The sequence below is a fragment of the Pseudomonas wuhanensis genome (assembly GCF_030687395.1).
Taxonomy (GTDB): domain Bacteria; phylum Pseudomonadota; class Gammaproteobacteria; order Pseudomonadales; family Pseudomonadaceae; genus Aquipseudomonas; species Aquipseudomonas wuhanensis.
Map to the genome: position 1 here is coordinate 6454063 of NZ_CP117430.1, position 20063 is coordinate 6474125.

A 20063-nucleotide genomic window follows, 5' to 3' on the forward strand; every position below is an offset into this window, starting at 1 on the left:
TAGGCCGGGTTCGGCTTCACGACAAACGAGGATTTTGCATACTGTTGTGCTAATTTCTCACTCCGTAACGTCGCAAAATAGCCTATATGCGATGTATTAGTGAGGTTGACGTACATGCGCCGGAAGATTCCCAGTACAACCGCTCTGATCAGTTTTGAAGCTGCAGCGCGCCACGAGAGCTTTACCAAGGCAGCCCAGGAACTTTCCCTCACGCAGGGAGCGATTTGCCGACAGATCGCCAGCCTAGAGGAGTTCCTCAACGTCGAACTATTCCGACGCTCCCGGCGCGGAGTGAAGTTGACGGAGGCCGGGCTTTCCTACAGCCGCCGAGTGGCCACCCAACTTGATGCGGTTGAACGCGACACTTTGTCAGTGATGGGCCAGCAAGGCACCAACATGATCGAGCTGGCGGTGGTGCCAACCTTCGGCACTCAATGGCTGCTGCCTCGACTCAAGGATTTTCAGCACAAACACCCGGAAGTGACGGTCAACCTCACCAATCGCACGCGCCCCTTCCTGTTTGCCGACACCGACTTCGATGCCGCGATCTATTTCGGCGACGCCGACTGGTCGGGTACTGAATCCCACAGGCTAATGGGCGAAAATCCGATGCCGGTGTGCAGCCCCACCTTACTGGGAAAAAAAACCAATCTGACCCCCAGTGAAATCGCCGAACTACCTCTGCTGCAACAGACCACACGCCCTTACGCCTGGCGCCAGTGGTTCAACTCTCAAAACCTGAATATCCCGCGAGACATGACAGGGCCGCGTTACGAGCTATTCTCCATGCTTGCTCAAGCTGCGATGCACGACATGGGGATCGCGCTGATTCCACCGTTCCTGATTCAGCGCGAATTAGCAGAGAAGCGTCTGGTGATTGCCAACGCTCAGGCACTATCTAGCATTAAGGCCTATTACCTGATGATTCCTGATCGAAAGGTCGAATCAGCTTCTTTAAAGGCATTTCGCGATTGGCTAGTGAATCAGGCTCACAGCTACAACCTAGAAGGATAAAGGCCCGCACCTATTAGTTGACCACGTAGTCAGATAAACAAAAGCACTACAGATATAAGTATTTGTCGCATATTGGAAGACTGTACTGAGGAGTAGCACAAACGTCCTACACAGGCCTGAATACGTGGCCTTGAGCCTCTACTGCCAGGCAATGACGCCTCATTCACCGTGCCGATGTATAAATTCTTGAATTTTGGACAGAATCCTCACAAGCCACGGCCTGCAAGGGATTGCTCCGATAAGTGCGACATTCGGTCACGGGGTGACTTGTAGTTAATTTTCCGTCACCCGTCATAATCCCTTGAAGGGCACAAAGTTCGCCTGCAAAATGCCGCGCCCCGCCCTGATTTGGCGGGATCGTGCTGATCGGCCGCCCCAGCCGCACCATCCGAAGTGCCTGGGTTTACTCAATAAGATCACGCAGGAGATTTGACGTGCACATTGGTGTTCCTCTCGAAACCCAGACGGGTGAAACACGGGTTGCTGCAACCCCGGAAACCATCAAGAAGCTGATCGGCCAGGGTCATAAGGTCACTGTACAAAGCGGCGCCGGCATTAACGCCAGCGTTGTGGACAGTGCTTATGAAGCGGCAGGCGCAACCATTGGCAGCGCCAATGATGCGTTTGGTGCCGAGCTGATTCTCAAGGTGGTCGCCCCCAGCGACAGCGAACTGACGCTGATCAAGAGCGGCACCGTCGTCGTGGGCATGCTCAACCCGTTTAGCAATGAAACCATCGCCAAACTGGCCGAATGCGGCATTACCGCGTTTGCACTGGAAGCTGCGCCACGCACCTCCCGCGCCCAGAGCCTGGATGTGCTGTCCTCCCAAGCGAACATCGCCGGTTATAAATCCGTGCTATTGGCCGCTCACTACTACCCACGATTCATGCCGATGCTGATGACTGCCGCTGGTACAGTGAAAGCGGCGCGCGTGCTGATTCTCGGCGCTGGCGTCGCCGGTTTGCAGGCGATCGCTACCGCCAAGCGTCTGGGCGCTGTGATCGAAGCCTCCGACGTGCGTCCTGCGGTGAAGGAACAGATCGAATCTCTGGGTGCGAAATTCGTCGATGTGCCGTACGAAACCGATGAAGAGCGCGAATGCGCCGTCGGTGTCGGCGGTTACGCGCGTCCCATGCCGGCCAGCTGGATGCAGCGTCAGGCCCTCGCCGTGCACGAACGCGCCAAGCAGGCTGACATCGTCATTACTACTGCGCTGATCCCGGGCCGCAAGGCGCCGACACTGTTGAGCGCCGAAACCGTGGCGCAGATGAAGCCTGGCTCGGTGGTCATCGACCTCGCGGCAGCGCAGGGCGGCAACTGCCCGCTGACCGTGGCCGATCAGGTGGTCGTCGAGAATGGCGTGACCATTTGCGGCCCGACCAATCTGGCCGGTGCAGTCGCGGCCGATGCTTCGGCGCTGTATGCGCGCAACCTGCTGGACTTCCTGAAGCTGGTCTTCAACAAAGAAGGCCAGTTTGAAGTGAACCTCGAAGACGACATCGTCGCCGCGTGCCTGATGTGCCGCGACGGCCAAGTCATCCGCAAAAACGCCTAAGCAGGGATTCAGACGATGGAAGAGCTTATCTCCCCCGGTATCTACAACCTGATCATCTTCGTGCTGGCGATTTATGTCGGTTATCACGTGGTGTGGAACGTTACACCTGCACTGCATACGCCGTTGATGGCGGTAACCAACGCCATTTCGGCGATTGTGATCGTCGGCGCCATGCTGGCGGCAGCTTTGACCGTGACCCCACTGGGTAAGACCATGGGCACCCTGGCGGTGGCTCTGGCGGCCGTGAACGTGTTCGGTGGTTTCCTCGTGACTCGCAGAATGCTTGAGATGTTCAAGAAAAAAGCCCCGAAAGCCGTAAAAGAAGAGGCGCCCAAGTAATGAGCATGAATCTGGTAACGACGCTGTACCTGATCGCGTCGATCTGCTTCATCCAGGCCCTCAAAGGCCTGTCGCACCCGACCACGTCGCGGCGCGGCAATGTGTACGGAATGCTTGGCATGGCCCTGGCGATCATCACCACGGTCGGCCTTATTTATAAGCTAGGGGCAGAGCTGGCGACTGCCGGCATCGGTTACGTCATCGTAGGTCTGTTGGTCGGCGGCACTGCCGGCTCGATCATGGCCAAGCGCGTTGAAATGACCAAAATGCCGGAACTGGTCGCCTTCATGCACAGCATGATCGGTATGGCCGCCGTGTTCATCGCCATCGCCGCCGTAGTCGAGCCGCAGTCGCTGGGCATCGTTAAACAGTTGGGGGATTCGATTCCGGCGGGCAACCGTCTGGAGCTGTTCCTCGGCGCGGCCATCGGTGCAATCACCTTCTCCGGTTCGGTGATCGCGTTCGGCAAGCTCTCGGGCAAGTACAAGTTCCGCTTGTTCCAAGGCGCACCGGTACAGTTCAGCGGTCAGCACAAGCTGAACCTGCTGCTGGGTCTGGCGACGCTGGCGCTGGGTGTCACCTTCATGTTGACCGGCAATCTCAGCGCGTTTGCTCTGATGCTTGTCCTGGCCTTCGTGATGGGCGTGCTGATCATCATCCCGATCGGCGGTGCCGACATGCCTGTCGTGGTGTCGATGCTCAACAGTTACTCCGGCTGGGCAGCAGCGGGTATCGGCTTCTCGCTGAACAACTCGATGCTGATCATTGCCGGCTCGCTGGTCGGCTCGTCCGGTGCCATCCTCTCGTACATCATGTGCAAGGCAATGAACCGTTCGTTCTTCAACGTACTGCTCGGCGGTTTCGGCAACACAGCAGATGCCGCTGGCCCGGCAGGCTCGAAAGAAGCCCGCCCGGTGAAATCCGGTTCGGCTGACGACGCCACCTTCCTGCTGACCAACGCCGACACTGTGATCATCGTTCCGGGCTATGGCCTGGCAGTGGCTCGCGCGCAGCACGCCTTGAAAGAACTGACCGAGAAACTGAGCCATCGCGGAGTGACCGTGAAGTATGCGATTCACCCGGTTGCCGGCCGGATGCCTGGCCACATGAACGTATTGTTGGCCGAGGCCGAAGTGCCTTACGACCAGGTGTTCGAGATGGAAGACATCAACTCCGAGTTCGGCCAGGCCGACGTGGTGCTGGTGCTCGGCGCCAACGACGTGGTGAACCCGGCGGCCAAGAACGACCCGAAATCGCCGATTGCCGGCATGCCGATTCTCGAAGCGTTCAAGGCCAAGACCATCATCGTCAACAAGCGCTCGATGGCCAGCGGCTATGCCGGCCTGGACAACGAGCTGTTCTACCTGGACAAGACCATGATGGTTTTCGGCGATGCCAAGAAAGTCATCGAAGACATGGTTAAAGCCGTCGAGTAAAAACCTTCGGTAACCTGGACGCCCCGACTCGTCGGGGCGTTTTTGTTTGTGGCTGTTACCGATCCTGTAACGGTGTTTTGTCCGAAAGGCCCAGAATAGACACCTCGAATGCGACCTTGGTAGCGGGACGCAGGCTCATCAAATTCACTAGACTGCGCACCTTGCTTCCGTTGCCCGAGATAACAATCATGTACCGTGACCGTATTCGCTTGCCTTCATTGTTGGACAAGGTAATGAGCGCCGCCGACGCTGCCGCTCTGATTCAGGACGGCATGACCGTCGGCATGAGCGGCTTTACCCGAGCCGGCGAAGCCAAGGCTGTGCCTCATGCCCTGGCCGAGCGCGCCAAGGTCACACCGCTGAAAATCACCCTGATGACCGGTGCTAGCCTGGGCAACGACCTCGACAAGCAACTGACTGAAGCCGGCGTACTGTCGCGACGCATGCCGTTCCAGGTCGACAGCACCCTGCGCAAGGCGATCAATGCCGGCGAAGTCATGTTCATCGACCAGCACCTGTCGGAAACCGTAGAGCTACTGCGTAACCAACAACTCAAGCTACCGGACATCGCGGTGATCGAAGCCGTGGCAATCACCGAGCAGGGCCATATCGTGCCGACCACCTCGGTAGGCAACTCCGCCAGCTTTGCGATTTTCGCCAAACACGTGATCGTCGAGATCAATCTGGCGCACAACCCGAATCTCGAAGGCTTGCACGACATCTATATCCCTACCTACCGGCCGACCCGCACACCTATTCCACTGGTGAAGGTCGATGACCGTATCGGCAGCACTGCCATCCCGATACCGCCGGAAAAAATCGTCGCGATCGTGATCACTAATCAATCCGACTCGCCGTCCACTGTCTTGCCGCCGGACAGTGACACACAGGCCATCGCTGACCATCTGATCGATTTCTTCAAACAGGAAGTGGCTGCCGGTCGCATGACTAACAAGCTCGGCCCGCTGCAAGCCGGTATCGGCACCATCGCCAATTCGGTGATGTGCGGCTTGATCGACTCACCGTTCGAAGACCTGACCATGTACTCCGAAGTGTTGCAGGATTCGACTTTCGATCTGATCGACGCTGGCAAGCTGAGCTTTGCTTCCGGCAGTTCGATCACCCTGTCGAGCCGGCGCAATGCCGATGTATTCGGGAATCTGGAGCGCTATAAGGACAAGCTGGTGTTGCGCCCCCAGGAAATCTCGAACCATCCCGAAGTGGTGCGGCGCCTGGGCATCATTGGCATCAACACTGCGCTGGAGTTCGACCTGTACGGCAACGTCAACTCCACCCACGTCTGCGGCACGCGCATGATGAATGGCATCGGCGGCTCCGGCGATTTCGCGCGCAATGCGCACCTGGCGATCTTTGTCACCAAGTCGATCGCCAAGGGCGGCGCAATTTCCAGCGTGGTCCCCATGGCCAGCCACGTCGACCACACAGAACATGACGTCGACATTCTCGTGACCGAGATAGGCCTGGCCGACCTGCGTGGCTTGGCACCGCGTGAGCGCGCCCGCGTCATCATCGACAACTGCGTTCACCCGGACTATCGCCCAGCCTTGAATGACTACTTCACTGCCGCTTGCGCAGTCGGCGGGCATACCCCGCACATCCTGCGTGATGCCCTGAGTTGGCACATGAACCTGGAAGAAACCGGGCGCATGCTGGCGGTGTAATTGATACAGATTGCAGCTGACGCAAACACAGTTTCGTCAGCTCGCGGTGACAACACTCCATTACGAAAAAAACTGTACTGCTGTACCGGTCTTTTCCTACAGCATTTGCCTACCTTTTGCGTGAAAATGGCGAAAAGCGCACTAAATTAGTGCTGACAGGTACAGTTGCCTCAATTTCGACCAGTACACTGCCTTTTAACAGTTAACTGGTCTCTCACAATACAGGTGAACTGTATCTACAGAGACTGGCCAAACGAGAGGATCATTGGCATCAGTTAAACCACTACCTAATCCCGCCATAAGCGGAAGGATGTCAACCATGGAACGTACACTCAGTTCCGAACTGTTCTTCGAAGATACTGCTGCAAAAACCCAGGCTTCCATGCCTCTGCGCGTTATCGCCAACCTGATGCTGTGGCAGCGCCGCATCTCCAGCCGCCATCAACTGGCTCGTCTGGATTCGCGTCTGCTGGCTGACGCCGGGATTAGCGAAGCACAACGCTACGAAGAGCTGAGCAAGCCGTTCTGGCGCTAAGTTAGCGTCGCTGGCTCTGATCCTCCGGATCCACCGCCAGCAACCCGAATTGAACAAACAAAACCCGTCGTGGGAAACCACGACGGGTTTTGTCGTTTGGGAGCTTGCACATTGGGCCGTACAGAAGAGATATCCGCCAACAGGTACAGTTTATAAATTATACAAATTGAACCAGTACAATTTCATCGGAGTGTGTCTGTGCCGTAGGCATAAACGGAGTCACCATTGAATCCCGACCACTTGGCAAAAGGACCGCGCCGATGAATAACTTACAAAATGTTTCCATCGTCACACCGCAAGCGAAGCCCCGCTTGGTCAAGCTGCGAGGGTTACTGAGAGCGTTTACCGACAGCCTGGAAAGGGCTCGCACCCGACGGTTATTGGGCCAACTCAATGATCAACAGCTCTCGGATCTGGGCATCAGCCATGCCGACCGCCTGAACGAAGTGGACAAACCGTTCTGGCGCTAGCTTTTCCCCCTTAACAGACGGGGGCTATTCTAACTGAGGTGCACAGGCCTAATATCCAGATAGAACGTGGCGAACGCTTTACGACAGGCATCTGATCCTGAGCCACCTCTCAATCGGTCTATCCAAAGGAGCTACCCCATGTCCCGTCTACGTCTGCTCAGCGCTGCTGCCCTGCTTGCCGTTGCTGCCAATTCCCATGCCACCAGCTTTATCGTGACCACCGATTCCATCGTTGGTGGACTGAAGGCTTCTTCCGACGCAACGTCGGATATCTCGTCTTCCTTTCGCGACGACAAAATCGTCCGTGCTGCTCGTGACGATGCCGCCAGCTTCGTCGCCAGTGAAGGCGCCATTCGTGGTGTGAGACTGGAAAGCGCGCTCGATCATATCCGCCAACAGACTCCACAACTGAACGCGACCGACGCACAGCTGGCCCAGGCCATCCTGACGATCTAAGCGACAGCTCTGACCGGGACCACGCCCTAATAAGCGCAATCCATGTGGGGCGGGCTTGCTCGCGAAGGCGTCAGCACATCCAACATTGATGTCGCCTGACACACCGCTTTCGCGAGCAAGCCCGCTCCCACAGGTGTCCCAATGTTTCGGCGCTGGCTCTAGCCCGGGCATTGCGCTAGCCTTGGGATTCGCTTTCAGCTATCGAGCCTCATGCGCTTTCTTTCCAGTCTGTCGATCACTGCGGTTTTTCTTGCGGCTTGCTGGTCGGGTTCGGCCTATGCCTTCGACGCTTTCAACCTCTCTACGCAAGGCACCGTGGCCAGTGGTTATGCCTCCAGCATGGTAACCTCCGTGCCCTTCGACCATAAACTGCTGATCGCCGCCCGGGATGACGCTGCCGCGTTCATTGCCAGTGACGGCCGACTGCGCGGGTCGCAACTGGAGGCCGCCTTGATTTACCTGCGTCGGACCCAGCCAAAACTTCATGCCAGCGACCTTGAACTGGCGCAAGCAATTCTCGTCCAATAGTTATCCCTTAGTTCCTCCGGAGTCGTTCCATGCGTAGCCCGCTGATTGCTGCCACCCTTGGCCTGCTGTTGTTGGCCGACGTGGCCCAGGCGCACACCCTGGTAGCCACCAGTAACATCATCATTCGTGCCTCCGAGCGCACGCTTGATTTCACATCCGATACCACCACGTCCATCCGCGATTCGAAGATTGTCCGTGAAGCCCACGACGATGCAGCCAGTTTCGTCGCCAGCAACGGTGAAATCCGTGGTGCGCACCTGGAAGCGGCCTTCGACACCTTGCGCACCCGCGTACCGGAAGCCCGAGACGCCAGTGATCAGGTTCTCGCCGAAGCCATCCTCGCACTGTGAAGTCATTAGGCGCCTGGCTGCTGGCCGGGATTGTGTTGCTGCTCGGCAATACAGCTCAGGCCGGCCTGCAACTACGACTCAAGACCGACGGTCTGAGCCCCGCGCAACAGCAGGCCAGTCAGGCGCTGCTCGATGAAGCCATGCAGGCATTACCGCCGCGCTTCATCGAGCAACTGGACCGGCGCATTGATGTCGGCTGGACCGATGATATGCCAAGCGACGCTTACGGCCAGGCGTCGCTTGTGTCCGAGCTGGATCTGAATCGCAATCTGCTCACCAGCCTCACCAACGGCAGCGCCGCGACCCAAAAAACGTATCGTCCCCACGGTACCGTGCGCCGGGAGATGCTCGCCACGGTGTTGCACGAACTCACCCACATTTATGACCGTGCGCGCCTGTGGCCAGCCGCCGAGCGCACGCTGATCCAGCGTTGCACGCAACGTCACAGCAGCTCCGGGCTGATCGGCATCCCGGACCAATGCCGTGGGCAGACGGAGCGACGCTGGACCCTCAGCGATGACCCTCGTTTGCTGGATTTGGCCGGCTGGCCGCAATACGTCGGTCGGCGCGGCGAACGCGAACAGCACAACCGGCAGATTGCCCGCAGCCCGGACATCTACGAGACGAGCAGCCCGAAGGAGTTCGTCGCGGTCAACATGGAGTACTTCCTCCTCGACCCAAGCTATGCCTGCCGTCGTCCTGCGCTGTATCGCTACTACAAAGAACATTTCGGCTGGGCGCCCGCCGCCAAAGACACATGCGCCCAATCATTCGCCTTCCTCAATGCGGGTAACGACTTCGCCAAGCAGCCCCTGGGCCAGGTCGATCCGGAGCGGGTTTACGCTGTTGACTATCTACTGGCAGAAGCCAACCAGAACTGGGTCAGCCGCTGGGGCCACAGCATGCTGCGACTGGTGATCTGTGCACCGGGTCGGCCGCGCGGGCCGGATTGCCGACTGGATCTGGATCAACATCTGGTGTTGTCCTACCGCGCCTTCGTCGGTGACCTACAGCTGTCGAGCTGGGATGGGCTGGTGGGTAAATACCCGTCACGCCTGTTTGTCTTGCCGCTGGCCCAAGTGATCGACGAGTACACCAAGACCGAACTGCGCAGTCTGGCCTCGGTGCCGCTGAACCTGTCGCAGAGCGAGATCGAAGACGTGGTGGAACACGCCGCGGAGATGCACTGGAGTTACGACGGCAACTATTTTTTCCTGTCCAATAACTGCGCAGTAGAAGGCCTGAAATTACTGCGCAGCAGCACCAACAATGCGCAACTGGTCGGCCTCGACAGCATCATGCCCAACGGTTTGCTGGAAGTGCTCAAGGGCCGCGGATTGGCGGACACCAGCGTGCTGGACAATCCACGCGAAGCATTACGTCTGGGCTATCGCTTCGACTCCTTCCGCGAGCGTTATCAAGCGATGTTCGAAGTGCTGAAAAAGCATTTGCCGATCAAGCAGGACAAGGTCGAGGACTGGCTGTCCTTGAAAGCTGATGAGCGCCGCAAATGGATTGACCAGGCTGATTTGCGCACCAGCGCGGCGTTACTGCTGCTGGAGCAGGCCAGTTTCCGTCAGCAGATGGTGCTGGCCCAGGACGAAGTGAAGCAACGTTATCTGGGCGCTCGGGAATTGAAGAATGGCGGCATGGATAAAGCCAATGCGACCTTGCAGGAGATTCTCGCCAACAGCGGCTTCCTCAGCCGCCCGGCCGAACTGCTCGGGACCGGTGGTTATGGTTTGCCGCAACCAAACGAGTGGACGCGCCTGGAGTCGGAAAGCAGCCTGCGCCAGAAGCAGCTGCAAGTGTTGACCGGGGATCTCGACAAGGAAGTGAGAGCGTTGCTCGAACCGAGTCGAGCCGCCGAGATGGCCGCCAACGAAGCCAACCTGAAGCAGGTTGGCGAACATTTGCGCAAGCTGCACAAGGCTGCAGGTGGGTTGGAATTGCCCTGAAAGCAAAAGGGCTTCAGAACGTAGTCCTGAAGCCCTCGGTCTTGCTGTTTAGCCTGTGCCGCGAGGCCCTAAATTCTCTGTATCAGGAACTTTGCCTTCAGCTGACCCGCGCTTTACGTACGCCGTCAGACAAGGCTGCGCACAGGCTGAGTACACCCTCCACAGCCTGATCCGGGGTTGAGGCATTGGCGATATGATCGATCAGCGCCGACCCCACCACCACACCGTCGGCCAGACGCGCGATGGACGCCGCTTGCTCCGGTGTACGAATACCAAAACCGATACTGATCGGCAGATCGGTATGGCGACGCAGGCGGGTGACGGCTTCTTCGACATGTTCCAGAGTCGCCGCGCCCGCACCGGTCACACCCGCCACCGACACGTAGTAAACAAAGCCGGAACTGCCGTTCAATACAGTCGGCAAGCGCACGTCGTCAGTCGTCGGAGTGGTCAGACGGATGAAGTCCAGGCCCGCCGCCTGTGCCGGGTCGCACAGCTCGGCATTATGCTCGGGCGGCATGTCGACCACGATCAAGCCATCGACACCGGCCTCTTTGGCTTCAGCGATGAAACGTGGCACGCCGTACATGTGAATCGGGTTGAAGTAACCCATCAGCACCAGCGGAGTCTCGTTATTGCCTTCGCGGAACTCGCGAACCATTTGCAGGGTTTTCGCCAGGTTCTGTTTGGCGCCCAAGGCACGAATGTTGGCCAGTTGAATCGCCGGGCCATCGGCCATTGGATCGGTGAAAGGCATGCCCAACTCGATCACGTCGGCACCCGCTCCCGGCAAGCCCTTGAGGATCGCCAGCGCCGTGTCGTAGCTCGGGTCGCCAGCGGTCACGAAGGTTACCAGGGCGGCGCGGTTCTGTTCCTTGAGTTCGGCAAAACGCGTTTGCAGGCGGCTCATCAGTGTTTCTCCTGCGTCGATTGTTCCATGTGGTGCATCACGGTCTGCATGTCTTTGTCGCCACGGCCGGACAGGTTGACCACCATCAAATGATCTTTCGGCAGTGTCGGTGCACGTTTGAACACTTCGGCCAGGGCATGGGCGCTTTCCAGTGCAGGAATAATCCCTTCCAGGCGACAGCATTTGTGGAACGCGTCGAGGGCTTCATCGTCAGTCACCGAGGTGTACTGGACGCGGCCGATGTCATGCAACCAGGCATGTTCCGGGCCGATGCCCGGATAATCGAGGCCGGCGGAAATCGAATGCGCGTCGATGATCTGGCCGTCGTCGTCCTGCAGCAGGAAAGTACGGTTGCCGTGCAGAACGCCCGGTACGCCGCCGTTCAGGCTGGCCGCATGCTTGCCGGTTTCGATGCCATAACCGGCCGCTTCGACGCCGATGATCTCGACACTCTTGTCATCGAGGAACGGGTGAAACAGGCCCATGGCATTGGAACCACCGCCGATGCACGCCACCAGGCTGTCCGGCAGACGGCCTTCCTGGGCTTGCAACTGCTCGCGGGTTTCCTTGCCGATCACAGCCTGGAAGTCGCGAACCATGGCGGGATACGGGTGTGGGCCGGCCACGGTGCCGATCAGGTAGAAGGTGCTGTCGACGTTGGTCACCCAGTCACGCAGGGCTTCGTTCATCGCATCTTTGAGGGTGCCGGTACCGGCAACCACCGGGATCACTTCGGCGCCCAGCAGCTTCATGCGAAACACGTTGGCTTGCTGACGTTCGATGTCGGTGGTGCCCATGTAGATCACGCAGTCGAGGCCGAAACGCGCAGCCACGGTGGCGGTCGCCACACCGTGCATGCCGGCACCGGTCTCGGCGATGATGCGTTTCTTGCCCATGCGCCGCGCCAGCAGGATCTGGCCGATGCAGTTGTTGATCTTGTGCGCGCCGGTGTGGTTCAGCTCTTCGCGCTTGAGGTAAATCTTCGCGCCGCCACAGAACTCAGTCAGACGCTCGGCGAAATACAGTGGGCTTGGACGTCCGACGTAATCACGCTGGAAGTAGGCCAATTCTTCTTTGAACGCCGGATCTTCCTTGGCCGCTTCGTATTCGCGGGCCAGATCGAGGATCAACGGCATCAGGGTTTCGGCGACGTAGCGGCCGCCGAACGCGCCAAACAGGCCGTTGGCGTCGGGGCCGTTGCGCAGATTAGTCTGGGTCATGGGTCGCTCCAGTTGTATTCGAGAGGTGACGATGGGGTTCACTCTACCCCTGACGTTGCGCACTGAAAACCGATAAGATCGCCACAACCTGTCAGGAAAACTCACAGTTCCCATGAGCCACGACCTTCCTCCGCTAAACGCCCTTCGCGCCTTCGAAGCCACTGCCCGCCTGAACAGCGTCAGCCAGGCCGCCGAACAGCTACACGTCACTCATGGTGCAGTCAGCCGGCAACTCAAGGTGCTGGAAGAACACCTCGGCGTGAGTCTGTTCATCAAGGATGGACGCGGCCTGAAACTCACAGATGCCGGTGTCCGATTGCGCGATGTCAGCGGTGAAGCCTTCGAGCGATTGCGCAGCGTTTGCGCCGAATTGACCCAAAGCACCGCCGATGCGCCGTTCGTGCTCGGCTGCTCGGGTAGCCTGCTGGCGCGCTGGTTCATTCCGCGTTTGGGGCGACTCAATGCGGACCTGCCGGATCTGCGCTTGCACCTGTCGGCTGGCGAAGGCGATCTCGACCCTCGGCGGCCCGGCCTGGATGCCTTGCTGGTGTTTGCCGAGCCGCCATGGCCGGCGGACATGCAAGTTTATGAACTGGCCAGCGAGCGCATCGGCCCGGTCATGAGCCCACGATTCCTCGGCTACGAAAGGCTGCAGAACGCACCGGCAAACGCACTGCTGACCGAACCCTTGCTGCACACCACCTCACGTCCGCAAGCCTGGCCGAGTTGGGCACAGCAAAGCGGCCTCGACGCCAAGGCGCTGAAGTACGGTCAGGGGTTCGAGCATTTGTATTATTTGCTGGAGGCGGCAGTGGCCGGACTAGGTGTGGCCATCGCGCCTGAGCCGCTGGTGGCCGAGGACTTGAAGGCCGGTCGCCTGGTTGCGCCATGGGGTTTCTGTGAAACCCCGGCGCAACTGGCGTTATGGCTACCCAAGCGCGCCGCGGACGGGCGCGCTCGGCAATTGGCGCAATGGCTCAAAAACGAACTGCGCCAGGCACCTTAATTACCGCGTTTGCACAGCAGGTAGGCTGCCAGAAGACCCAGCGCACCAACGGCGACGCCGGCGGTAGTCCAAGGGTGTTCCTGGGCGTAGTCACGTGTCGCGATCCCGGTTTCACGGGTCTTGACCTTGACCTCTTCATAGGCATCGGCGAGCAGGTGGCGTGAATGTTTCAGCGCATTCTCGGCGTTGCTTTTCAGTGTTTTAAGGGTTTTGCGCGACTCGTCCGAGGCGTCGTCCTTCAGGCTTTCCAACGATTTCAGCAGACTCTCGATCTCGGCTTCCATGCTTTGCAATGAGGCTTTGCGTAACGAAGTATTGGCCATGGTGGCTCTCCTGCATTGTTGATGAGGGGCGTGTGTTTCTTGGGACTTCAAGGGTTCGAGAAAGTGCAGTAAATCTGAACTTCCCCCCGGATGGGTCGACAGAAGAAATAAGAAAAATCACTGCTAGGCTGTATTTCACACCTCAAGGAGAACGCCATGACTGACCATCACACTTACAAGAAAGTCGAACTGGTCGGCTCGTCCACCAGCAGCATTGAAGACGCCATCAACAACGCCCTGGCCGAAGCCAACAAAAGCCTCAAGTACATGGAATGGTTTGAAGTGACCGAAACCCGTGGGCACATCAAGGACGGTAAGGCGGCACACTTTCAGGTGACGCTCAAAGTCGGGTTCCGAATTGCCAGCAGCTGAGTTTGAGCCAGTCTTCTGAACTTGCGCGCCGGCCGAATGCCATAGGAAACGGCAAAGCGCTACATGGTGAGCGCATCCGGTCGACGGCTGGATGCCCTCCCCCTATTGATCCGACCAAGGAGTGCAACCCATGAAGAAGTTTATTCTGGCGGCAGGTTTGTTGAGCCTTGCGGGAACAACCTTTGCCCAAGGCAAGTCGTGCGACGAGTTGAAAGCTGAAATCTCAGCGAAACTGGATGCCAAGGGCATCGCCAATTACACACTGGAGATCGTGGATAAGGGGACTGCCGCTGACGGAAAAGTCGTCGGCACCTGTGAAAAGGGCTCCAAGCAAATCGTCTACAAACAGGGCTGACCGCTCTCGAAAATGAAAAAGCCGACGCAATGGCGTCGGCTTTTTTGTGGGTACTGTGCAAGCATCAGCCCTTCATGACTTGCGCCAGCAGTTCATAGGAGTGCAAGCGATCGGCATGTTCGTACAGGTCACAGGTGAAAATCAGCTCATCCGCCTGGGTCTGCTCGATCAGCACTTCGAGCTTGGCGCGGATTTTCTGCGGGCTGCCGACCATGGCAAGGCCAAGGAAATCACCGACCGCTTCTTTCTCATGGGGCAGCCACAGGCCGTCCATGGTCTTCACTGGCGGGCGTTGCACCAGGCTCTGGCCACGCATCAACGCGAGAATGCGCTGGTAGACCGAAGTGGCCAGGTAATCAGCCTGCTCGTCAGTGTCCGCGGCCACCAGTGGCACGCCGAGCATCACGTAAGGCTTATCCAAAACCGCTGAAGGCTTGAAGTGGTTGCGGTAAACGCGAATCGCCTCATGCATGAAGCGCGGGGCGAAATGTGAAGCGAAGGCGTAGGGCAAACCGCGCTCACCGGCCAGCTGAGCACTGAACAAGCTTGAACCCAACAACCAGATCGGAACGTTGGTGCCGGTACCCGGCATGGCAATGATCCGCTGGTCCGGCGTGCGCGGGCCGAGGTAGCGCATCAGTTCTGTCACGTCTTTCGGGAAGTCGTCGGCGCTGCCAGAACGCTCACGACGCAAGGCGCGGGCGGTCATCTGATCGGAGCCAGGGGCGCGCCCCAGGCCCAGGTCGATCCGTCCCGGATACAGGCTTTCAAGGGTACCAAACTGCTCGGCGATCACCAGCGGCGCGTGGTTGGGCAGCATCACGCCACCCGAACCGACACGAATGGTCGAAGTGCCACCGGCCAAGTAGCCCAGCAGGACCGAGGTCGCCGAACTGGCAATTCCGTCCATGTTGTGATGTTCGGCGACCCAAAAGCGGTTATAGCCGAATTTTTCGACGTGCTGCGCCAGGTCCAGGGAATTGTGCAGGGACTGGGCTGCACTGCCGTTCTCCCGCACGGGCACCAGATCGAGGGTCGAGAACTTGATATCGGATAGTCGTTTCATAAACCTGCTTCTCCAATCGGTAAGCAGGTTTTTTCACGAACGAAAACCTGCCGAGTCTATAAGCGTGTTCTATGCAATGAGGGCATATACCCGAGTTTCAATAGGAGAGACAAAATTCCTACGCGATAAGAGGACTGATCAGATGAGGTGAACTTTGCCGGACGGTCTATCCTCAGAACCCTGGTAACCGAAAACCACGAAGGCGCGACGTTTCGCGCCGGATCTTGAGGAGGCAGACATGGCTATCACGAAGAAAGCATCGGCTCATTGGGAAGGTGATCTGAAAACCGGTATCGGCTCGATTTCCACGGAAACCGGCGTTCTCAGAGACGCGCCCTACGGCTTCAAGGCCCGTTTCGAAGGCGGTAAAGGCACCAATCCGGAAGAGCTGATCGGCGCGGCTCACGCGGGCTGTTTTTCCATGGCGTTTTCAATGATTCTCGGCGAGGCCAACCTTAAGGCCGACAGTATCGACACCAATGCCGAAGTTACCCTGGACCAGGTAGACGGTGGCTTTGCGATCACAGCGGTAAAACTGATTCTCAAGGCGAAAATCCCCGGGGCGACCCAGGCGCAATTTGAGGAACTGAGCAACAAAGCCAAAGAAGGCTGCCCGGTGTCCAAAGTGCTGAATGCGAAAATCAGCCTGGATGCGACGTTGGTCAGCTGATAACGGGTTGATACGCTAGCGGGCAAAAAATCGCAGCCTTCGCGGGCTCCCTTGCGCAGGTTGCGGTCTTTTTTTTGCCCTCAAACATAACCTGACTGACAAAACTGTGGTCGAATAAATGACAGCAGCTTCAGCGCATCACCATGCGCGCTGCCTCAAGGGAGCTTCAACCATGAAACGTTTTGCCTTGGCGGTTATCTGTTGCACGCTGGCCACATCGGCCCTCGCGGCACCGAAATCCTGTGAAGAACTCAAGGCCGAGATCGAAGCCAAGATCCAGGCCAACAACGTCTCGTCATACACCCTGGAAATTGTCACCAATGACGAAGTGCACGATCAGAACATGGTGGTCGGCACGTGCGAAAACGGCACCAAAAAAATCATCTACCAAAAAAATGACCGTTGATTCGACTCACATGACGCAGTTGGTCAGTCGATCTTCAGCCACAATCTCCCGCTTGGCGTTATAGAGCCGGGCGCTGGGGGTGAACGCTATAGAGCGCGCTTCCAGCAGGTAACGCTGGCCGGCCTCGAAGTGGTCGTAGTTGATGGTCAGGTAGCACAGCCGCTCCAGCGGAGCATTCATCAAGCCCGAGCCGCCACCAAACACTTCAAAATCGAAACGTACTCTCAGCTCATGGCTTCCCGGGGTGACCTGGAAGTAACGCCCGTCGCTCAGCCGCTGGTTGTCCAGCCGTTCGGCCATCAGCAGTTTCCCGCCGGGGCTCGGCGTAGCGAAGTCGACCCAGGCCATCTGCGGATCGACCGCCGGCAACGGACTCGTGCAACCGACAAAGGCGCCTGCAGCAAGCAACAGCAACAACCTGCGCATGATGAATTTCTCAAGGACTGATAATTCAGCATAGCGTCGATCAGGTACGTTGGCAGCCTGCCGGTGTGCCCTGGCCTATCACTTTTCGCTGTTGATCGTAGAGCTTCGCCCACGGCCGAAAGCCGATATTCCCTGCTTGCAGCTGATACCGCTGACCGGCGTTGAAGTCCTTGAATTTCACATTCAACTGGCAGTCGCGCCACAGCGGCTCGGCGTTGGGGCCAATGTTGGTCGGCTGGACTGCGAACAAGTAGCGAACCGTCAGCTCATGGCTGCCGGGCTGCACTTCGAAGTAGCGCTTGTCAATGGAAGCCTTGTCATCGACTTCCACCGCTTGCAGCGCGGTGTCTTCCTGCCGTGTATCCAGATCGATCCATGCCTGTGAAGGATCAGGGGTGGGCAGTCCAGCACAACCGGCCAGCATCAGCAGGCCTCCCGTCAGCATCAACTTGCGCATAGCGGAGCTCCAATAGGCGGGATAGTCTTGCGGGCAGACTTTCCAGGGATGATTCATTTTGATCAGGCCGCGTCCAAGCCTTGGGTTACTTGATCGCGTTTTACGCATTTTGTTTCCGGGGATGTTTCTTTTGTTATTTAACGGCTGCACCAGCATCAGCTATTACGGCCAATTGGCCAGTGGTCAGCTGCACTTGCTGCGGGCACGGGAGCCGGTTTCCAGTGTGATTGCCGATCCCGGCCGCGATCAGCAATTGCGCGCGCATCTGGCCCAATCACAAAAGGCCCGTACATTCGCCAGCCAACGCCTGCACCTGCCGGACAACCAGAGCTACCGCCTGTACGCCGACATCGGCCGGCCATTTGTAGTCTGGAACGTCTTTGCCACCCCGGAGTTTTCGCTGAAGCCGCAGAACCATTGCTTCCCCATCGCTGGCTGCGTCGCCTATCGCGGGTATTACAGCCAGAGCGCTGCCCGCGGTGAGGCTGCGTTGCAACGATTGCAAGGTATGGACGTATCGATTGGCGGCGTCGAGGCCTATTCGACGCTCGGTTGGTTCAACGATCCGATCATGAGCTCGATGATGGGTTGGGGCGACGAACGGTTGGCTACGCTGATTTTCCACGAACTCGCCCATCAACGTTTTTATGTGAAAGACGACACTGAGTTCAACGAATCCTTTGCCACCTTCGTCGAGCAGGAAGGCACTCGCCAATGGCGCACATTCCGCGGCATGCCACCGGATAACGGAGCGTTGGTGCAGCAACGCGACCAGTTCATCCAATTGGTTCTGGACACCCGCAAGAGACTGGAACAGCTTTACGCCCTGCCGCTGGCTGCCGAGCAAATGCGCGAGCGGAAAGCGGCGGAGTTCGAACAATTGCGCCGTGAATACCGGACGTTGCGCGACAGCCAATGGGCTGGGAACAAACGCTACGATGCCTGGATCAACACCCCGATGAACAATGCTCGACTGTTGCCGTTTGGTTTGTATGACCAGTGGGTGCCGGCATTTGCAGCGTTGTTCAAACAGGTCGATGGGGATTGGGTAAGGTTTTATGCGGCGGTGGAGAGGCTGGGCGCATTGCCGGTTGGGGAGCGTAAGGCGGCGTTGAAGGTGTTGGCGGGATCAAAGAGCCCCGGTGGCTGAACGGGCCTCTTCGCGGGCAAGCTCGCTCCCACATTAGGTCGGTGTAAGCCAATGTCCTTTGGCCAGACACAAATCCCTGTGGGAGCGGGCTTGCCCGCGAAGGGTTTTGATCAGCGCTGCAAAAATGCCTGATGCAACTCATCCAGCGTCTCGAAATGATACGCCGGAGCTTCGGCGCTCAACTCTTCCCGGCTGCCAAACCCATAACCCACCGCCGCGGCGTCCAGTCCATTGCTGCGAGCGCCGATCAGATCGTGTTTACGGTCGCCAATCATCAGGGTATTGGCCGGGTCCAGGCCTTCTTCGCTCATCAAGTGCGCAATCAGCTCGACCTTGTTGGTCCGCGTGCCATCCAGCTCGCTGCCGTAAATCACTTTGAAATGCTTGGCGAAGTCAAAGTGACGGGCGATTTCCCGGGCGAAAACCCACGGCTTGGAAGTCGCGATGTACAGCTGTCGCCCTTGCCCACCAAGGGTTTCCAGCAGCGGCATGACGCCGTCGAACACGCGGTTTTCATACAGACCGGTGACCTTGAAGCGCTCGCGATAGAAGTTCACCGCTTCCCAGGCCTTGGGCTCGTCGAAGTCATAGAACTGCATGAAAGCCTGCAACAACGGCGGGCCGATGAAGTGCTCGAGCCTGGTCAGGTCCGGTTCATCGATCCCCAGTTTACTCAGGGCGAACTGGATGGAACGGGTGATGCCTTCGCGCGGGTCAGTCAGCGTGCCATCAAGGTCGAACAGTACGGTTTGGTAATGCATGAAAATTCCTGGGCAATAGCGAGACGCTTACCGTATTCAAAGAAGGCTTAGAGCTGGTCGTAGCCTTCGGCCAGATGCAGATCCTTGAGCTTCACGTAATTCGCCGCGCTGTAGGTGAAAAAGGCTTTTTCCTTGTCCGTCAGCGGCCGGATCTGTTTCACCGGGCTCCCGACATAAAGGAAACCGCTTTCCAGGCGCTTGCCCGGTGGCACCAGGCTGCCAGCACCGATGATCACATCGTCCTCGACCACCGCACCGTCCATGACGATGCTGCCCATGCCGATCAGAATCCGGTTGCCCACGGCGCAACCATGAAGCATGACTTTATGCGCGATGGTCACATCGTCGCCGATCAGTAACGGAAAGCCATCGGGGTTGAATGGCCCTGCATGGGTGATGTGCAACACGCAGCCGTCCTGCACGCTGGTGCGCGCACCGATCCGGATGCGATGCATGTCGCCGCGGATCACCGTCAGCGGCCAGACGGAGCTGTCTTCGCCGATTTCGACGTCGCCGATCACCACTGCCGAGCCGTCGACAAAAGCGCCTTTGCCCAGCAGCGGCGTGTAATTCTGATACTTGCGAAGGGTCACGATAGGGTTTCTCTCTGTTGCCGA

The 20063-nt window shown here is 58.2% G+C and carries 25 protein-coding genes; 17 read left to right on the forward strand and 8 right to left on the reverse strand.

Translation table 11 applies throughout. The features are described 5' to 3' along the window. The first annotated feature begins 114 nt into the window (after positions 1-114). The 11 genes from PSH88_RS29675 to PSH88_RS29725 all read left to right on the forward strand — a co-directional run bounded on the left by PSH88_RS29675 (position 115) and on the right by PSH88_RS29725 (position 10324). Positions 115-1014 (forward strand): LysR family transcriptional regulator, encoded by a 900-nt coding sequence (locus PSH88_RS29675; RefSeq protein ID WP_305483435.1) that lies wholly within the window; start codon positions 115-117, stop codon positions 1012-1014. Positions 1015-1448: 434 nt separating this feature from the next. Then, positions 1449-2570, forward strand: a complete 1122-nt coding sequence (locus tag PSH88_RS29680) for a Re/Si-specific NAD(P)(+) transhydrogenase subunit alpha (protein ID WP_205888896.1) — start codon at positions 1449-1451, stop codon at positions 2568-2570. A 15-nt stretch (positions 2571-2585) separates the two neighbouring features. Continuing rightward, positions 2586-2909: an NAD(P) transhydrogenase subunit alpha part 2 gene (locus PSH88_RS29685; RefSeq protein WP_003187010.1), complete on the forward strand. Its 324-nt coding sequence runs from the start codon at positions 2586-2588 to the stop codon at positions 2907-2909. Continuing rightward, positions 2909-4345 (forward strand): NAD(P)(+) transhydrogenase (Re/Si-specific) subunit beta, encoded by a 1437-nt coding sequence (locus PSH88_RS29690; protein ID WP_305424295.1) that lies wholly within the window; start codon positions 2909-2911, stop codon positions 4343-4345. The genes PSH88_RS29685 and PSH88_RS29690 overlap by 1 nt, the downstream gene beginning before the upstream one ends. Before the next feature lie 188 nt (positions 4346-4533). After that, on the forward strand, positions 4534-6027 hold the full coding sequence (gene scpC, locus PSH88_RS29695; RefSeq protein WP_305424296.1) for a succinyl-CoA:acetate CoA-transferase ScpC: 1494 nt from the start codon (positions 4534-4536) through the stop codon (positions 6025-6027). Between the two features lie 382 nt (positions 6028-6409). After that, positions 6410-6562 carry a DUF1127 domain-containing protein gene (locus PSH88_RS29700; protein ID WP_370694728.1) on the forward strand — a complete coding sequence of 51 codons (153 nt, stop codon included), beginning with the start codon at positions 6410-6412 and terminating at the stop codon, positions 6560-6562. Positions 6563-6822: 260 nt separating this feature from the next. Beyond that, complete coding sequence (locus PSH88_RS29705; protein WP_305424297.1) at positions 6823-7032, forward strand: DUF1127 domain-containing protein; 210 nt, start codon at positions 6823-6825, stop codon at positions 7030-7032. 138 nt (positions 7033-7170) lie between these two features. Then, positions 7171-7488, forward strand: coding sequence for a DUF2388 domain-containing protein (locus PSH88_RS29710; RefSeq protein ID WP_305424298.1), 318 nt, complete (start codon positions 7171-7173; stop codon positions 7486-7488). A 210-nt stretch (positions 7489-7698) separates the two neighbouring features. Further along, positions 7699-8016, forward strand: a complete 318-nt coding sequence (locus PSH88_RS29715; protein WP_305424299.1) for a DUF2388 domain-containing protein — start codon at positions 7699-7701, stop codon at positions 8014-8016. Between the two features lie 29 nt (positions 8017-8045). Further along, positions 8046-8366 carry a DUF2388 domain-containing protein gene (locus PSH88_RS29720; protein WP_305424300.1) on the forward strand — a complete coding sequence of 107 codons (321 nt, stop codon included), beginning with the start codon at positions 8046-8048 and terminating at the stop codon, positions 8364-8366. Continuing rightward, positions 8363-10324: a DUF7844 domain-containing protein gene (locus tag PSH88_RS29725; protein ID WP_305424301.1), complete on the forward strand. Its 1962-nt coding sequence runs from the start codon at positions 8363-8365 to the stop codon at positions 10322-10324. The genes PSH88_RS29720 and PSH88_RS29725 overlap by 4 nt, the downstream gene beginning before the upstream one ends. Before the next feature lie 97 nt (positions 10325-10421). Here the strand turns inward: PSH88_RS29725 and trpA are convergent, their stop codons facing one another. Together trpA and trpB are read right to left on the reverse strand one after the other, a co-directional pair. Continuing rightward, positions 10422-11234, reverse strand: coding sequence for a tryptophan synthase subunit alpha (gene trpA / locus PSH88_RS29730; protein ID WP_305424302.1), 813 nt, complete (start codon positions 11232-11234; stop codon positions 10422-10424). Then, on the reverse strand, positions 11234-12454 hold the full coding sequence (gene trpB, locus PSH88_RS29735) for a tryptophan synthase subunit beta (protein ID WP_305424303.1): 1221 nt from the start codon (positions 12452-12454) through the stop codon (positions 11234-11236). The genes trpA and trpB overlap by 1 nt, the downstream gene beginning before the upstream one ends. Positions 12455-12566: 112 nt before the next feature. Here trpB and PSH88_RS29740 point away from each other — a divergent pair, with 112 nt between their 5' ends. Continuing rightward, the gene (locus PSH88_RS29740; RefSeq protein ID WP_305424304.1) at positions 12567-13460 is read left to right on the forward strand and encodes a LysR family transcriptional regulator; all 894 of its coding nucleotides are present in this window, start codon (positions 12567-12569) and stop codon (positions 13458-13460) included. Here PSH88_RS29740 and PSH88_RS29745 read toward each other — a convergent pair. After that, complete coding sequence (locus PSH88_RS29745; protein WP_305424305.1) at positions 13457-13783, reverse strand: ElaB/YgaM/YqjD family protein; 327 nt, start codon at positions 13781-13783, stop codon at positions 13457-13459. The two genes, PSH88_RS29740 and PSH88_RS29745, sit on opposite strands and share 4 nt — an antisense overlap. 156 nt (positions 13784-13939) lie before the next feature. On the opposite strand from PSH88_RS29745, the gene PSH88_RS29750 reads away from it, so the two are divergent. Together PSH88_RS29750 and PSH88_RS29755 are read left to right on the forward strand one after the other, a co-directional pair. Beyond that, positions 13940-14155, forward strand: coding sequence for a dodecin (locus PSH88_RS29750; RefSeq protein WP_007940746.1), 216 nt, complete (start codon positions 13940-13942; stop codon positions 14153-14155). Positions 14156-14285: 130 nt separating this feature from the next. Beyond that, positions 14286-14510 carry a DUF1161 domain-containing protein gene (locus PSH88_RS29755; RefSeq protein ID WP_305424306.1) on the forward strand — a complete coding sequence of 75 codons (225 nt, stop codon included), beginning with the start codon at positions 14286-14288 and terminating at the stop codon, positions 14508-14510. Positions 14511-14574: 64 nt separating this feature from the next. On the opposite strand, the gene PSH88_RS29760 is transcribed toward PSH88_RS29755, so the two are convergent. Next, positions 14575-15576 carry an LLM class flavin-dependent oxidoreductase gene (locus PSH88_RS29760; protein ID WP_305424307.1) on the reverse strand — a complete coding sequence of 334 codons (1002 nt, stop codon included), beginning with the start codon at positions 15574-15576 and terminating at the stop codon, positions 14575-14577. 238 nt (positions 15577-15814) lie between these two features. Between PSH88_RS29760 and PSH88_RS29765 the strand changes: the two genes are divergently transcribed. Beyond that, positions 15815-16246, forward strand: a complete 432-nt coding sequence (locus PSH88_RS29765; RefSeq protein WP_007902777.1) for an OsmC family protein — start codon at positions 15815-15817, stop codon at positions 16244-16246. Between the two features lie 172 nt (positions 16247-16418). Further along, complete coding sequence (locus PSH88_RS29770) at positions 16419-16652, forward strand: DUF1161 domain-containing protein (RefSeq protein WP_007902778.1); 234 nt, start codon at positions 16419-16421, stop codon at positions 16650-16652. 6 nt (positions 16653-16658) lie between these two features. Here PSH88_RS29770 and PSH88_RS29775 read toward each other — a convergent pair whose 3' ends face one another. Continuing rightward, entirely contained in the window at positions 16659-17078 is a 420-nt protein-coding gene (locus tag PSH88_RS29775; protein WP_123720043.1) for a PA0061/PA0062 family lipoprotein, read from the reverse strand. Between the two features lie 40 nt (positions 17079-17118). Beyond that, positions 17119-17535, reverse strand: a complete 417-nt coding sequence (locus PSH88_RS29780; protein WP_305424308.1) for a PA0061/PA0062 family lipoprotein — start codon at positions 17533-17535, stop codon at positions 17119-17121. Positions 17536-17593: 58 nt separating this feature from the next. Here PSH88_RS29780 and PSH88_RS29785 point away from each other — a divergent pair, with 58 nt between their 5' ends. Beyond that, positions 17594-18685: an aminopeptidase gene (locus PSH88_RS29785; protein WP_305424309.1), complete on the forward strand. Its 1092-nt coding sequence runs from the start codon at positions 17594-17596 to the stop codon at positions 18683-18685. 110 nt (positions 18686-18795) lie between these two features. Here PSH88_RS29785 and PSH88_RS29790 read toward each other — a convergent pair whose 3' ends face one another. Next, positions 18796-19446, reverse strand: coding sequence for an HAD family hydrolase (locus tag PSH88_RS29790; protein WP_305424310.1), 651 nt, complete (start codon positions 19444-19446; stop codon positions 18796-18798). A gap of 47 nt (positions 19447-19493) precedes the next feature. Continuing rightward, positions 19494-20039: a gamma carbonic anhydrase family protein gene (locus tag PSH88_RS29795; protein ID WP_007940736.1), complete on the reverse strand. Its 546-nt coding sequence runs from the start codon at positions 20037-20039 to the stop codon at positions 19494-19496. Positions 20040-20063: the final 24 nt, after the last annotated feature.